The organism is Alcanivorax profundi (assembly GCF_003597125.1).
Classification (GTDB): domain Bacteria; phylum Pseudomonadota; class Gammaproteobacteria; order Pseudomonadales; family Alcanivoracaceae; genus Alcanivorax; species Alcanivorax profundi.
On record NZ_QYYA01000003.1, the window covers coordinates 487,727 to 500,748 of the forward strand.

11 protein-coding genes are annotated in these 13,022 nt (G+C 57.6%); 6 read left to right on the forward strand and 5 right to left on the reverse strand.

The window, feature by feature from the left end; translation table 11 throughout:
- Positions 1 to 41: 41 nt before the first annotated feature.
- From D4A39_RS12115 to D4A39_RS12130, 4 genes are all read right to left on the reverse strand, one after another.
- Complete coding sequence (locus D4A39_RS12115; RefSeq protein ID WP_199699460.1) at positions 42 to 1,814, reverse strand: DUF1302 domain-containing protein; 1,773 nt, start codon at positions 1,812 to 1,814, stop codon at positions 42 to 44.
- 788 nt (positions 1,815 to 2,602) lie between these two features.
- Positions 2,603 to 3,805, reverse strand: coding sequence for an acetyl-CoA C-acyltransferase (locus D4A39_RS12120; RefSeq protein WP_022985021.1), 1,203 nt, complete (start codon positions 3,803 to 3,805; stop codon positions 2,603 to 2,605).
- A 272-nt stretch (positions 3,806 to 4,077) separates the two neighbouring features.
- Positions 4,078 to 5,004, reverse strand: coding sequence for an SDR family oxidoreductase (locus tag D4A39_RS12125; RefSeq protein ID WP_119918207.1), 927 nt, complete (start codon positions 5,002 to 5,004; stop codon positions 4,078 to 4,080).
- Positions 5,005 to 5,195: 191 nt separating this feature from the next.
- Positions 5,196 to 5,666 carry a MaoC family dehydratase gene (locus D4A39_RS12130; RefSeq protein ID WP_119918208.1) on the reverse strand — a complete coding sequence of 157 codons (471 nt, stop codon included), beginning with the start codon at positions 5,664 to 5,666 and terminating at the stop codon, positions 5,196 to 5,198.
- Between the two features lie 275 nt (positions 5,667 to 5,941).
- Here D4A39_RS12130 and D4A39_RS12135 point away from each other — a divergent pair, with 275 nt between their 5' ends.
- A complete protein-coding gene (locus D4A39_RS12135; protein WP_022985018.1) occupies positions 5,942 to 6,571 on the forward strand; it encodes a TetR/AcrR family transcriptional regulator in 630 nt (209 codons plus the stop codon).
- 247 nt (positions 6,572 to 6,818) lie between these two features.
- Here the strand turns inward: D4A39_RS12135 and D4A39_RS12140 are convergent, their stop codons facing one another.
- Positions 6,819 to 7,622 (reverse strand): enoyl-CoA hydratase/isomerase family protein, encoded by an 804-nt coding sequence (locus tag D4A39_RS12140; protein ID WP_233552474.1) that lies wholly within the window; start codon positions 7,620 to 7,622, stop codon positions 6,819 to 6,821.
- Between the two features lie 186 nt (positions 7,623 to 7,808).
- Here D4A39_RS12140 and D4A39_RS12145 point away from each other — a divergent pair, with 186 nt between their 5' ends.
- From D4A39_RS12145 to D4A39_RS12165, 5 genes are all read left to right on the forward strand, one after another.
- Complete coding sequence (locus D4A39_RS12145; protein WP_022986119.1) at positions 7,809 to 8,486, forward strand: histidine phosphatase family protein; 678 nt, start codon at positions 7,809 to 7,811, stop codon at positions 8,484 to 8,486.
- A 72-nt stretch (positions 8,487 to 8,558) separates the two neighbouring features.
- The gene (locus D4A39_RS12150) at positions 8,559 to 9,767 is read left to right on the forward strand and encodes an acyl-CoA dehydrogenase family protein (protein WP_022986118.1); all 1,209 of its coding nucleotides are present in this window, start codon (positions 8,559 to 8,561) and stop codon (positions 9,765 to 9,767) included.
- Positions 9,768 to 9,848: 81 nt separating this feature from the next.
- Positions 9,849 to 10,895: a phosphotransferase family protein gene (locus D4A39_RS12155; protein WP_022986117.1), complete on the forward strand. Its 1,047-nt coding sequence runs from the start codon at positions 9,849 to 9,851 to the stop codon at positions 10,893 to 10,895.
- A gap of 459 nt (positions 10,896 to 11,354) precedes the next feature.
- Positions 11,355 to 12,119 carry an SDR family oxidoreductase gene (locus D4A39_RS12160; protein ID WP_119918209.1) on the forward strand — a complete coding sequence of 255 codons (765 nt, stop codon included), beginning with the start codon at positions 11,355 to 11,357 and terminating at the stop codon, positions 12,117 to 12,119.
- Between the two features lie 118 nt (positions 12,120 to 12,237).
- Positions 12,238 to 13,008 (forward strand): SDR family NAD(P)-dependent oxidoreductase, encoded by a 771-nt coding sequence (locus D4A39_RS12165; protein WP_102792856.1) that lies wholly within the window; start codon positions 12,238 to 12,240, stop codon positions 13,006 to 13,008.
- The last annotated feature ends 14 nt before the right edge of the window (positions 13,009 to 13,022 follow it).

Genomic DNA, 13,022 nt, shown 5'->3' on the forward strand with positions numbered 1-13,022 from the left:
TCGTAGACCTGCCGGCGCCCGCCGACAGGTCGCTATCCGTTTCAGAAGTTGTAGGCGGTGCTGAAGGACAGGTAGTCACGGTCTTCAACAACACTGTAGCTGGCGTCGTTGTAGGTGGTGTACGACAGGTCTGCCGTCAGCTTCTTGTAGGCCATGCCCAGGCTGACCCCGAGGCTGCGCGAGTCTTCCTGCATGGCATCGTCGCTGGAAAAGCCTTCTACACCATGCTTGAGGGTGACAGCCGGCGTCAGTGTCATGGCACCAATGGCATTGGCGTAAGTCGATTTGAGGGTCAGCTGGTAGCCCCAGCTGAAATCCGTGACATAGCCATCATCATCCAGATCACCCACGCCGTAGTTGGTGTGACGACGGAAGCGCATCTCTTCCTGGTCCGGCAGGTCCGGAATGTACTCGGAACCGACTTGCATGGAGACAATGGTCTTCTGTGCGCCAAGCACTTGCGGGATCACAGTGGTGAAGGCCAGCTCGGCACGCTGAATGTCGAACTCCTGGTACCCATGGACCTGGCTGCCGGAGTCGTAGACGTAATCAATGGTGCCCTGCGGGATGGAATAGCCGGCGCCCTGCACGGCAGAGGCCGGTACGCCGTTCGCTTCCAGTACCCGGGAGGTTGTCAGATCCGGGGTGTTGATCTGGATCGGCATGTCCGGCAGGTAACTGAGGTTTAACGCAAGGTTGCCCACCCCTTCGAAGGTCTTGTCGGCGGTCAGGCCAAAGACCTGAATATCTTCCGGGTACTCATAGAAATAAGCCACATCGTTGCCCGGTGTAATGCCCTGGGGTAACGCGCTGCTCTCCTTGGTCACCGAGTAGTAGGGAAGACGGCTGTGATAGTTCAGGAAATAGGTGCCTACCTTGGCCTTGGCTTCGGGGAAGGCATAGTCAAACTTCAAGCCAAACTGGCCGCCGTCTTCGGGCTCGTTTTCGTCAACACGGGGAATATAGACCCCGGCGTTATAGGCGTCCTGATTGGGCAGGATCACCGAGCTGGAAAAGGTGGCATCACAACCCAGAGCGGTATTGTCCAAAGTTGAAAAGAAGGTGCCACAGCCATCCAGATTCGCTGGGCGCCATTCATACTGGTAGAAAGACTTCATGCTCAGGTTGTCGGTGAACTTGTAGTCCAGGGTCAGCATGCCAGAGGGGGTCAGGAACTCTGTGTATTCCGCGCCTGGGCGATGCAGCGCGGCCAGGTCGATGGCGTTGATTGAGCCCAGAGAGCCACGGGAGTAGAGGCTACGACCCCAGAGCAACAGTTGGCGTCCTGCGGCGATTTTCAGCGGCTGACCCTTCAGCTCGAATTTGCCGTGGACATAGACTTCCTGGAAGGTTGCACCCTGAAATTTTGAGTTACGGTGGAAACCGTCATCACTGAGCGGTTCATCAGGAATAAAGCCGTTTGGATAGTTACCATGCGGTACGTCTTTTTCCTTCTGGGTGTAGTCGTACCAGGTCTTGGCACGGGCAAACAGGCCGAAATTGCGGAATTGCAGATTCACATCGCCCACGGCCTTGGCCACGGAGGAGACGATGTCTCCAGCCTGATAATTCAGATTGCCGTCGTCAGATACTGCGGATCCTGCGGTGCCGCCAGGAGTGTCGCCGGCAAACAGGTTGTCCTTGCTGGCAGACTCCATTCTTGCGGTGGCACCGACCGAGGCCTTGAGGTTCCACTTGGCACTGAAATCGTCGCTGAATTTGATTTCACCGCCGGCCAAGGCCGGCGCTGAGGCAGTCAACAGGCCCAGCGCAAGGGCACTGCTGTAGCCAACAGCGATTGCTTTGCTTCGCATTATTTTGCTCTCCCACTGCCCGGTGATGATCCCGGGCAGACTGTCCGTTTTTGTTTTAAAAGTGTTGTAGCGCACGTCTTGCTTCACCCGACCTCCCGGTAATGCCTGGGCATTGCGGGAGGGTCCCTGCGGGTGATGAAACTGGCAGTTTCATTTTTATGGATCACAATTCCGAAAAAATGATCTGTCGTGATCAATTCATACATACTGACTGGTATGTGGTCAATACGACGAGAGACCAATACGGTGACTTTGAGGGGGGTCATGTCACCCTGCTATGGAGAAAAAATAGGACGTTTGAACCAGGTTTCGATCCGATTGCGACAGAGAAATATACTATTAATCGATATATGTATATTTTCGAATGATGTTCGTTACTCTGGGTGACAGATGGAAGGTGATTCCATTTTTGTGACATTTTTGCGGGTTTAGCCGGTTTTTTTTAAAAAACGTGTTTGTGATTTTGGGCCCCACCGTGTTTCCCTGGTGTCGTTAATGCTTTCTGTGTGGTTTCCCTGGCAAGCCACATTTATGGGTTGCCTGTGGGGGCGGTTTGCACGCGAAATGCCATGCAAGAGCCTGCAATGGCACACAACAAAGACTATCTGTAGGGGCGCCGCTGGTGGCGCGTTCCCCAACGCCCAAAATCGCGCCGCCAGCGACGCTCCTGCGGCAAGCAGGGAGGAGGTAATCGGGGTTTTTCCTCCAATCTGCTAAGAACCAAAAAAAGGGGCGCCAGGCGGCGCCCCGAAGGGGAAGTCTTTCCGGATCAGGCGGAAAGGAATGAATTAGAACACTTCAAACAGGCCAGCAGCGCCCATGCCACCGCCGATGCACATGGTGACGACTACGTACTTCACGCCACGACGCTTGCCTTCGATCAGGGCGTGGCCGGTCATCCGTGCCCCAGACATGCCATAGGGGTGACCAATGGAAATGGCGCCGCCGTTGACGTTGTATTTTTCGGGGTCGATACCAAGACGGTCGCGGCTGTACAGGCACTGGCTGGCAAAGGCTTCGTTCAGCTCCCACAGGCCGATATCGTCCACGGTAAGACCAAACCGTTTGAGCAGTTTCGGCACCGCGAAGACAGGACCGATGCCCATTTCATCGGGGTCACACCCGGCCACCGCCATGCCGCGGTAGGCGCCAAGGGGTTGCAGACCGAGACGCTCGGCTTCGCTCGCTTCCATCAGGACACAGGCACTGGCACCGTCCGACAGCTGGGAGGCGTTACCGGCAGTGATAAAGCCGCCTTCCTGAACCTGCTGGCCGCCCTTGAACACAGGCTGCAGGCTTTGCAGGCCTTCCAGAGTGGTCTGCGGGCGGTTGCCTTCGTCCTTATCCAGGGTCACTTCCACATCGGAAATTTCCTTTGTCTCCTTGTTCATCACTTTCATGATGCTGGTCATGGGGACGATTTCATCATCGAACTTGCCGGCCTGCTGGGCCGCGGCGGTGCGCATCTGTGATTGGTAGGCGTACTCATCCTGGGCGTCGCGGGATACCTTGTAGCGGTCAGCCACGATCTCGGCGGTTTCCAGCATGGACATATAGATGTCCGGACGGTGCTGTTTGAGCCAGGGGTCGCCGGCACGGAAGGTATTCATCTTGTCGTTCTGGACCAGGGAAATGGATTCCAGGCCGCCGGCCACGGCCACGTCCATGTTGTCGACGATGATTTCCTTGGCGGCGGTGGCGATGGCCATCAGACCGGAGGCGCACTGGCGGTCCATGCTCATCCCGGACACGCTGGTGGGCAGGCCCGCACGCAGGGCGCATTGGCGAGCCACGTTGCCGCCGGTGCTGCCTTGTTGCAGGGCGGCGCCCATGATCACGTCCTGAATGGTTTCCGGATCAATGCCGGCGCGCTCGACAGCGTGCTTGATGGCATGGCCACCCAATGCCTGGGCTTGAGTGTCGTTGAACGCGCCCCGGTAGGCCTTGCCAATGGGGGTGCGAGCGGTGGATACGATAACGGCTTCTCTCATGATGCCTCTCCAATCAGTTTAATGGGAGTCTCTGGGTAACCCCTTGCGTGCTCAGCGTGGCCTGAAGCGTGCAGCTGTTGTGTCTTGTCTCGACGGTAAGGGTGGTTCCCTTTCCTAGAGGCAAGGCGCAGCAGATGTGCGCTTCAGGCCGCGCCCTTCGGGTCTTCCAGGCTGGCCCACACTCATTGTTGCGCTTTTGCGATGGATGGGCATACACCTTCAAAAGCGCGCCTAGATTGTGAGCCAGCCTGAAAGACTGAGCATGCAAGGAGTTACTCAGAGACTCCCTTGATGCCCTTGGCGTGGGCGGCCTTGGTCAGGATCTTGGTGACGTGGTCGCCGCCAGCGAGAATTTCCCGGGCGTTGTCCATGTTGCCAATGCGTTCGAAGTGGGCGGCTACGCCATCCACGTTGCGTTCGTTTTCATCCAGGTAGACGCCTTCGCTTTCCATCAGGCGAACCATGGCATAGCAACCGGCCCCAGCCAGAACGATGCGATGGGTGGGGGCCTGCTGGCTGCACAGGAACAGCACGGCCGGAGTGATTGCTTTGGGTTCCAGCATGGCCAGCACTTCCGGGGGCATCAGATCCTCGGTCATGCGGGTAGCGGCAGTGGGTGCAATGCAGTTGATCTTGATGTCGTATTTCTCGCCTTCCAGGCAAAGCGTATTCATCAGTCCGGCCACTGCCATTTTGGCGGCGCCGTAGTTGGCCTGGCCAAAGTTGCCATAGAGCCCTGATGTGGAGGTGGTCATGACGATGCGACCATAGCCTTGTTCGCGCATGATCGGCCATACCGCCCGGGAGCAAATTTCAGAGCCGGTAAGATGTACGGCCACTACTTTGTCCCAGTCGTCCTGGGTCATTTTGGCAAAGCTCTTGTCGCGCAAAATCCCGGCATTGTTGATCAGCACATCGACCCGTCCCCAGGTGTCCATTGCCTCCTTGACCATGGCCTCCACCTGCTCGGGGCTGGACACGTCGGCGCCGTTGGCAATGGCTTCACCGCCGGCCGCCTGAATCTCTGCCACGACTTTTTCCGCCGCTTCGCTGGAACCGCCACTGCCGTCACGGGCGCCACCAAAATCGTTGACCACCACCTTCGCGCCCAGACGGGCCAGTTCCAGTGCGTGGGATTTCCCCAGGCCGTTTCCGGCACCGGTGACGATCGCCACCTGGTTATCAAATCGAATGGTCATGCTTGCTTCTCCAAGGGTTTATGCCGCTGGCCGTCACTAAAGGCAGGCGCGACACGTGAGACGCGAATGGGGCGCCAGATCAAATTCGTCACAGAGGCTGAGAAAGGCTTTTCTCGATGCACCCTGTGACCTCTGTGATAAAAACCTGCTTCGTATTCTGCGGCCTGACAGGCTCTCCTACAGGTGTGCGGTTATGCCGGTACGATCACCAGACTCAACCATTCGGCGATCAGAGCAGGTTTTTCCTGGCCTTCAATTTCCACCTGCACACCATGGCGCAGTTGCCACTCGTTATCTGAGCGACGTTTCACTTCCATCAGGGTGAACTGGCCACGCACCTTGCTGCCCTCGCGGACCGGGTTCATGAAGCGCACTTTGTCGAAACCGTAGTTGATGCCCATGACCTGGCCCTCAATGGCGGGGAGAACATCCATGGCCATGGCCGACAGCAGTGACAGGGAGAGAAACCCGTGGGCAATGGTGGCGCCAAAGGGGCTTTCCTTTGCCGCGCGCGCGGGATCGGTGTGAATCCATTGCGGATCTTCCGTCAGATCGGCAAAGCCATCGATGCGCCGCTGATCCACGGTGCGCCAGGTGGATTGACCCAGGCTTTCACCGATTCGGGTTTGCAGGTCCTCGATCCGGACTGTCTCTCTGCTCATTGTGCTCTCCCTGATTGTGCTTGTGACATGGCACAAACGCATAATTTCAGAATTATATTTTGAAAACGGCAGTATGCAGGGCGGCGTAAATGACCGTAAAGGGTGAAAAGCGGCGTGAAGGGCGAGATTTCCGACACCGGGCGCGTCAAGGTCAATGGTGGTGGGTGGCGGCTGTGCCAAAATTCAAGAAAACAACCGGGGCCCGGCCGGGATGCTGGCGGCCCACAAGCAGGCTGTTCAACAGCCTGCTAGCGAATACAGAGGACCGAGGACCCATGGCGGATCAAAGCGAAGCACTGGCCTGTGAACCCCGTAATGCCATTCTGGACGCGGCGGCCTTGTGTTTTATGGAGCGAGGCTTCAACGCAACCAGTATTGATGATATTGCCCGCCGACTATCGGCCACCAAGGGCATGGTCTATCACTACTTTGGTTCCAAGGCAGAGCTGTTTTTCGAGATTCACCATCGCGCCATGGACGCGCTGTTCGCCGAGGTGGAACCGGTGGCCGAGCAGTCCTTGCCTGCGCCGCAACGTTTCACGGAAATGGCGCGTCGCTATGTGCGTACCCTGATCGAGACCCAGCCCTATCAGCGGGCGGTGTCCGAGGCGGTGCAAATGGTGCTGCGCAACAGCACTACCGAAGACCAGCGCAGCCAGCTCACCAGGCTCCAGGAACGCCGCAATCGCTGCGAAGCCCTGTTTATGACTGTCCTTGAAGAAGGTATGGCCGAAGGCACCATGTGTGCCTTGCGCCCACGGGTGTCCATCAAGCCAGTGTTTGGCGCCATGAACTCGGTGATTAACTGGTATCACCCTCGCGATGGCGAAACCGAAGAAGAGATCCAGGCGTTGGTGGACGAAGTGGTGGGCGTGGCGTTGCGGGGAATCATTAAAGGCAGTTAACAGGGAATAGTGAACAGTTAACAGCGGCGCGGTTGCGCGTTACGTGATCTGAAAGGCATGAGGCCGCGCCCAGAATTTGGACGCGGCCTCATGCCTTTACACAAAAACAAAAAGCCTAATAAAGCTTGACAGGGTGTGTCGGTCGGGCAGCCTTGTTCACTGTTCACTGTTCACTGTTCACTGTTCACTGTTCACTGTTCACTGTTCACTGTTCACTGTTCACTGTTCACTGTTCACTGTTCACTGTTCACTGTTCACTGCCTTTCAAAAATCCCGCAAAGATCGCCCGCGTTTCCTCGCTGAACATCCTGTCTGCAAACATCACGCTTTCTTTTTCGATCTGGGCCTTGAGGGCATCGTGACCGTGGCGCATGAGTTGTTTGGTCATGGCCATGGCGGTGGGAGATTTGCTGGCCAGTTTTTGGGCCAGTGCCATGGCGTCGGCTTCCAGGGCATCGGGCTGGGTGCGGTAGGCAATCAGTCCGCAGCGTTCGGCGTCTTCGGCGCTCAGGGTATCGCCTGCCATTAGCAGGCGGGCCGCGTTCTGGCGACCGATCAGCATGGGGAGCAGCAGACTTGAAGAAGCCTCAGGTACCAGGCCCAGGTCGATAAAGGCGGTTTTGAAGCGCGCGTTATCGGCGGCGATGACCAGATCACAATGCATCAGCAGGGTCGTGCCAATACCGGTGGCATTGCCATGCACGGCCACCACAGTGGGTTTGTCCAGGGCCATGAGGGCATGGACAAGGATCATGGCCGGGCTGAGTTTGCCCCCCTCACGGCTGGAGGGATCGGCATTGAGGAAATCACCGATGTCGTTCCCCGCGCACCAGGCGCGGCCCTTGCCGCTAAACAGCAGGGCGCGCACCGCCGTATTGCCGGCGGCATGCTCTACCGCCCGGGTCAGATCCTCATACATGGCCTTGGTCAGGGCATTGAGCTTGTCGGCACGGTCCAGAGTCAGGTGCAAGACCCCGTCCTGTAGCTGAGCGGTGACGTGGCGGCTTTCCAGACCGATCTGCTGTTCCATTTCCTGTGGGGGGGTTGCCATTGGGCCTCCGGTTTAATCCGTGGTCATAACATTCGAGAGACAATCAAAATAACGAAATAGTGTTCCAAATAAAACATCACTGCATATGCATGAGACTTATTGGTCGGGATTCAAAATATCAATTTCACTAACTATGCTGGCTCCTCTAGGCTGGGTCTCTGCCTGAATTTGCCCAAGGAGACCGGCATGGCCCAGTTTTACCTTGTTCGTCACGGACAAGCGTCGTTCGGTAGCGATAACTACGATCAGCTTTCCCCGCTGGGGCACCAACAGGCCCGTTGGCTGGGGGAGTACTTTGCCGAGCGTGATATGGGCTTTGATGCACTGATTACTGGCGATCTGGTTCGGCATCAGGAAACCGGTGCCGGGATTTGCGAGGGGCTTGGAGTGCAGTTGCCCGTGGATATTCAGCCGGGCCTGAACGAATTCGATTTCCACTCCATTGTCGATGCCTACCTGGCTCAGCACCCCGATCAGGCGCCGCCGGAAGGGGCGTCAGCGGCGGCCTTCTACAAGGCGCTGAAAACAGCCATGACCCACTGGCGCGATGACTCACTGACCGGTGACCTGCCGGAAACCTGGCAGATGTTTGCCGACCGGGTCGCTGCCGCAAGGGCACATATTCAGTCGCACTACAGTGAGCGGGACAGGGTCGTGATTGTCAGTTCCGGTGGTGCCATGGCCATGTTCATGAAACAGGTACTGCAAGCCGCCGACGAAACAGTGGTGGAGCTGAACCTGCAAATTCGCAATACCAGCGTGGCTCACGGGTTCTTCAACCGTAAGGTGGTTCGCCTGGCCGGTTTCAACAATGTGCCGCATCTGGATCGCACAGATCGTCTGGATGCCATTACCTATTTTTGATCGCAGCAGGGGCCGCTCAGAAGCAGCATAAGACTGCACCCGGCGGCCACGATATAACCAAGGGAGAGCTTCATGGAATTTCAGTACAGTGAAAAAACCCGGGATCTGATTACCCGTGTCCGTCATTTCATCGACACCGAAATCCGCCCGGTGGAAGAGCTGTTTCACGAGCAACTGGACAAGAGCCCGTGGGAAACCCCGCCGGTGATGGAAGAGCTGAAAGCCAAGGCCCGGGAGCAGGGGTTGTGGAACCTGTTCCTGCCGAAAGAGTACGGTGAATACAGCGCCGGGCTGAGCAATCTGGAATATGCACCGCTGGCCGAAGAAATGGGCCGCAGCCGTATTGCCTCGGAAGCGTTTAACTGTGCGGCGCCTGATACCGGCAATATGGAAGTACTGGCCAAGTACGGTAACGATGCCCAGAAAAAGCAATGGCTGGAGCCGTTGCTGGAAGGCAAGATCCGCAGTGCCTTTGCCATGACCGAGCCGGAAGTGGCGTCTTCCGATGCTACCAATATTGAGACGCGTATCGAGCGCGATGGTGACGACTACGTTATCAATGGCCGCAAGTTCTACATCAGCGGGGCCATGCGCAAGACCTGCGAGATCATGATCGTGATGGGCAAGACCGACCCGGATAACCCCAACCGTCATGAGCAGCAGTCCCAGATTCTGGTCCCCACCAACACCCCGGGCGTGAAGATCGTGCGTCCCATGAAGGTGTTTGGTTACGATGATGCGCCGGAAGGGCACGCAGAAGTGATTTTCGACAACGTGCGCGTACCCAGGGAAAACATGATCCTGGGTGAGGGCCGTGGCTTCGAGATCGCCCAGGGCCGCCTGGGGCCGGGCCGGATTCACCACTGCATGCGTTTGATTGGTGCCGCACAGGAAGCCTTCGAGCTGATGGCCAAGCGCGTGAACCAGCGCGTGGTCTTCGGCCAGCCCATGAGCAAGCAGGGCTCTGTACGCGAAGATCTGGCGAAATCCTGGTGTGAAATCGAGCAGGCTCGCCTGCTGACGCTGAAAGCAGCGGCCACCATGGACAACGAAGGTAACAAAGTCGCCAAGGATTTGATCGCTATGATCAAGGTGGTGGCGCCCAATATGGCGTTAAATGTCATCGATCGGGCGATCCAGGTCCACGGTGCGGTGGGCTTGAGCCAGGATACCCCGCTGGTCAACTTCTTCAGTTATGCACGTACCCTGCGTCTGGCCGATGGGCCGGATCAGGTGCACATGATGCAGCTGGGCCGCAATCTGGCCAAACGTTTCGCCTGAGACGAGGGCGCTTGCCCGGTGTGATCCGTCACACCGGGCTTTGCCATTTGCGCAGCACAGACAGAACAACAGGAGAGCTCCATGTCCCAGGTGGATACGCTGGATACCGAAAAACTGGCCCGTTACCTCGAACAGCATATTGACGGCTTCAAGGGCCCGATCCAGGCCGACAAGTTCGAGGGGGGGCAGTCCAACCCCACCTTCAAGATTACTTCCCCCTCCGGTGCCTATGTGCTGCGTCGCCAGCCGCCGGGCAAGCTGCTCAAGTCTGCCCACGCTGTCGATCGCGAGTACCGTGTCATGGCGGCGCTGAAAGACACCGATGTGCCTGTCCCTACGGTGCTCCACTTGTGTGAAGACCGTGACGTCATCGGTTCCATGTTCTACGTGATGGAGTTTTGTGAAGGTCGCATCCTGTGGGGCGCGGCGCTTCCGGAAGCGGGCGACGGCGATGCCGGTAATGCCTTGCGTGCGACCATGTACGACGAGATGAACCGTGTCCTGGCTGCGATGCACAGTGTGGATCTGGAGGCCGTTGGCTTGAGCGATTACGGCAAGCCTGGCAGCTATTTCGAGCGTCAGCTGGGTCGCTGGAGCAAGCAGTATGAAGCCTCCAAGCTGGAAGAGATTCCCGCCATGGATGAGCTCATTGCCTGGCTGGAAAAACACCTGCCGGAAGACGATGGGCAGGTGGCGCTGGTGCACGGGGACTTCCGTCTCGACAACATGATGTGGCACCCCTCCGAGCCGAAAGTGATTGCGGTGCTGGACTGGGAGCTGTCGACACTGGGCCACCCGCTGGCGGATCTGGCGTACCAGTGTATGGGGATGCGTATGCCCCAGCGTGGCGCCAAGATGGCCGGCATGCAGGGGGTAGACCGCAAGGCACTGGGTATTCCCACCGAGCAGGAGTACGTCGACATGTACTGCCAGCGTCGGGGTATCGACAAAATCGACAATTGGGAATTCTATCTGGCCTTCAGTTTCTTCCGCCTCGCGGCTATTTGTCAGGGTGTCGCCAAGCGGGCGGTGGATGGCAATGCTTCTAGTAAGGAAGCGTCACAGGTCGGTGCGCTGGTGAAACCGCTGGCCGAAATGGCGGTGGACATTATTCACAACGGCGCCTGAGAAAAGGCGCCCATAAGGGCGCCGTGGGTCACAACACTGGCGGCACGCTGAAGACTGCAGACAGGTCATAAAAGTGCTCAAAGAAGCGCAAGGGAACCTCTGAACAACTCCTTGCGTGCTCAGTCTTTCAGGCTGGTTCGCAATCTAGGCGCGATTTTGAAGGTGTATGTCCATCCATCGAAAAAGCGCAACAACGAGTGCGGGCCAGCCTGAAAGACCCGAAGGGCGCGGCCTGAAGCGCACATCTGCTGCGCCTTGCCTCTAGGAAAGGGAACCACCCTTACCGTCGAGGCAAGACACAACAGCTGCACGCTTCAGGACACGCTGAGCATGCAAGGAGTTGTTTAGAGTTTCCCTGAACGCGGTGGTGGAGATGCCGGGCACACGGCACAGACGAAAAACCGCGTTGCCATCTGTTGTTCAGGGCGTGCCGCTTTTCATTTCAACCGGGAGAGAAGTATGAGTACCAACCTGTTTAACCTTGAGGGCAAGATTGCCCTGGTCACTGGTGCCAGCCGTGGTATTGGCGAAGAAATTGCCAGGCTGCTGGCCGAGCAGGGGGCACATGTGATTGTGTCCAGTCGCAAGATCGATGACTGTCAGGTGGTCGCCGATGCCATCAAGGCGGCGGGGGGCAAGGCGGAAGCCTATGCCTGTCACGTGGGTGAGCTGGCACAGATTCAGGCCATCTTTTCCCACATCCGTGAGGTGCACGGCAAGCTGGATATTCTGGTCAACAATGCGGCGGCCAATCCTTTCTTCGGGCATATCCTGGATACCCCGGTCGATGCCTTCGACAAGACTGTGGATGTGAACCTGCGTGGTTACTTCTACATGTCCGTGGAAGGGGCCAGGCTGATGCGCGAACACGGTGGTGGTGCCATCGTGAACACAGCCTCGATCAATGGCATCAGCCCCGGCGACATGCAGGGTGTGTATTCCATTTCGAAAGCGGCGGTGATCAGCATGACCAAGTCTTTTGCCCAGGAATGTGCCCAGTTCAACGTTCGCGTCAACGCGCTGTTGCCGGGCCTGACCAAGACCAAATTTGCCGGTGCCCTGTTCACCAACGACGACATTTACCAAACCGCCATTTCCCAGATTCCCATGCGTCGCCATGCGGAGCCAAAAGAAATGGCCGGTACCGTGCTGTATCTGGTGTCCGATGCCAGCAGCTACGTGACGGGTGAATGTGTGGTGGTTGATGGTGGGTTCACTATCTGAGTTATCAGTTATGAGCTATCAGCTGTGAGCTATGAGCTACAAGCTAAGAGCTAAGAACTGACAGCTGACAGCTCATGGCTCATAGCTGATGGCTGATAGCTGCCGTTTGGAGAACATAATGGATCCGATTCTCGATTTTACCGGCAAGACTGTCTTGATCACTGGCGCGGCCAGCGGGTTTGGCAAGTTGCTGGCGCAGGAGCTGGGCAAGCGCGGCGCGGCGCTGGTGCTGGGTGACATCAACATGGATGCCCTGAATGCCCAGGCAGATGCCCTGGCCGGGCAAGGCGTGAAAGTGGCAGCGCTGCGTTGTGATGTTTCCCGCGAAGCCGACTGCAAGGCCATGGTCGATACCGCGCTGGCCCAGTTCGGTCACCTGGATATGGCGGTGAACAATGCCGGCATCGCCCACGGTTTTATTCCCTTTGATCAGCTCACCGAAGAAGTGCTGGATCAGCAGGTCGGCGTCAACGTCAAAGGCGTGATGTACGGCATGAAACACCAGATCGCGGCCATGAAGGAAAACGGGGGCAGCATCGTCAACGTGAGCTCCATGGCGGGCCTCGGTGGGGCACCCAAGATTGGTGCCTACTCAGCGGCCAAGCATGCGGTGATCGGCCTGACCCGCACTGCAGCGGTGGAATTTGCCAAGCGCAACATCCGCGTGAATGCGGTGTGCCCCTTCTACACCCATACGCCCATGGTGGACGAAGGCAACCTGTCCGAGAACAAGGATACGGTGCATGCCATGTTGGCGGCGGGTTGTCCCATGAAGCGTCTCGGCCAGCCGGAAGAAATTGTCACGGTAATGCTGATGATGTTGTCGCCGGCGAACAGCTACATGAATGGCCAGGCGATTGCCGTGGATGGCGGGGTGTCAGCGTTCTGATCGTTGTTCCGGGT

What these genes read in the sequence shown, in the direction of transcription:
- D4A39_RS12145 (WP_022986119.1), top strand. Translation starts at nt 7,809, where the DNA reads ATGGCCCAGTTTTACCTTGTTCGTCACGGACAAGCGTCGTTCGGTAGC.
- D4A39_RS12140 (WP_233552474.1), bottom strand. Translation starts at nt 7,622, where the DNA reads ATGGCAACCCCCCCACAGGAAATGGAACAGCAGATCGGTCTGGAAAGC.
- D4A39_RS12155 (WP_022986117.1), top strand. Translation starts at nt 9,849, where the DNA reads ATGTCCCAGGTGGATACGCTGGATACCGAAAAACTGGCCCGTTACCTC.
- D4A39_RS12125 (WP_119918207.1), bottom strand. Translation starts at nt 5,004, where the DNA reads ATGACCATTCGATTTGATAACCAGGTGGCGATCGTCACCGGTGCCGGA.
- D4A39_RS12120 (WP_022985021.1), bottom strand. Translation starts at nt 3,805, where the DNA reads ATGAGAGAAGCCGTTATCGTATCCACCGCTCGCACCCCCATTGGCAAG.
- D4A39_RS12135 (WP_022985018.1), top strand. Translation starts at nt 5,942, where the DNA reads ATGGCGGATCAAAGCGAAGCACTGGCCTGTGAACCCCGTAATGCCATT.
- D4A39_RS12150 (WP_022986118.1), top strand. Translation starts at nt 8,559, where the DNA reads ATGGAATTTCAGTACAGTGAAAAAACCCGGGATCTGATTACCCGTGTC.
- D4A39_RS12115 (WP_199699460.1), bottom strand. Translation starts at nt 1,814, where the DNA reads ATGCGAAGCAAAGCAATCGCTGTTGGCTACAGCAGTGCCCTTGCGCTG.
- D4A39_RS12130 (WP_119918208.1), bottom strand. Translation starts at nt 5,666, where the DNA reads ATGAGCAGAGAGACAGTCCGGATCGAGGACCTGCAAACCCGAATCGGT.
- D4A39_RS12160 (WP_119918209.1), top strand. Translation starts at nt 11,355, where the DNA reads ATGAGTACCAACCTGTTTAACCTTGAGGGCAAGATTGCCCTGGTCACT.
- D4A39_RS12165 (WP_102792856.1), top strand. Translation starts at nt 12,238, where the DNA reads ATGGATCCGATTCTCGATTTTACCGGCAAGACTGTCTTGATCACTGGC.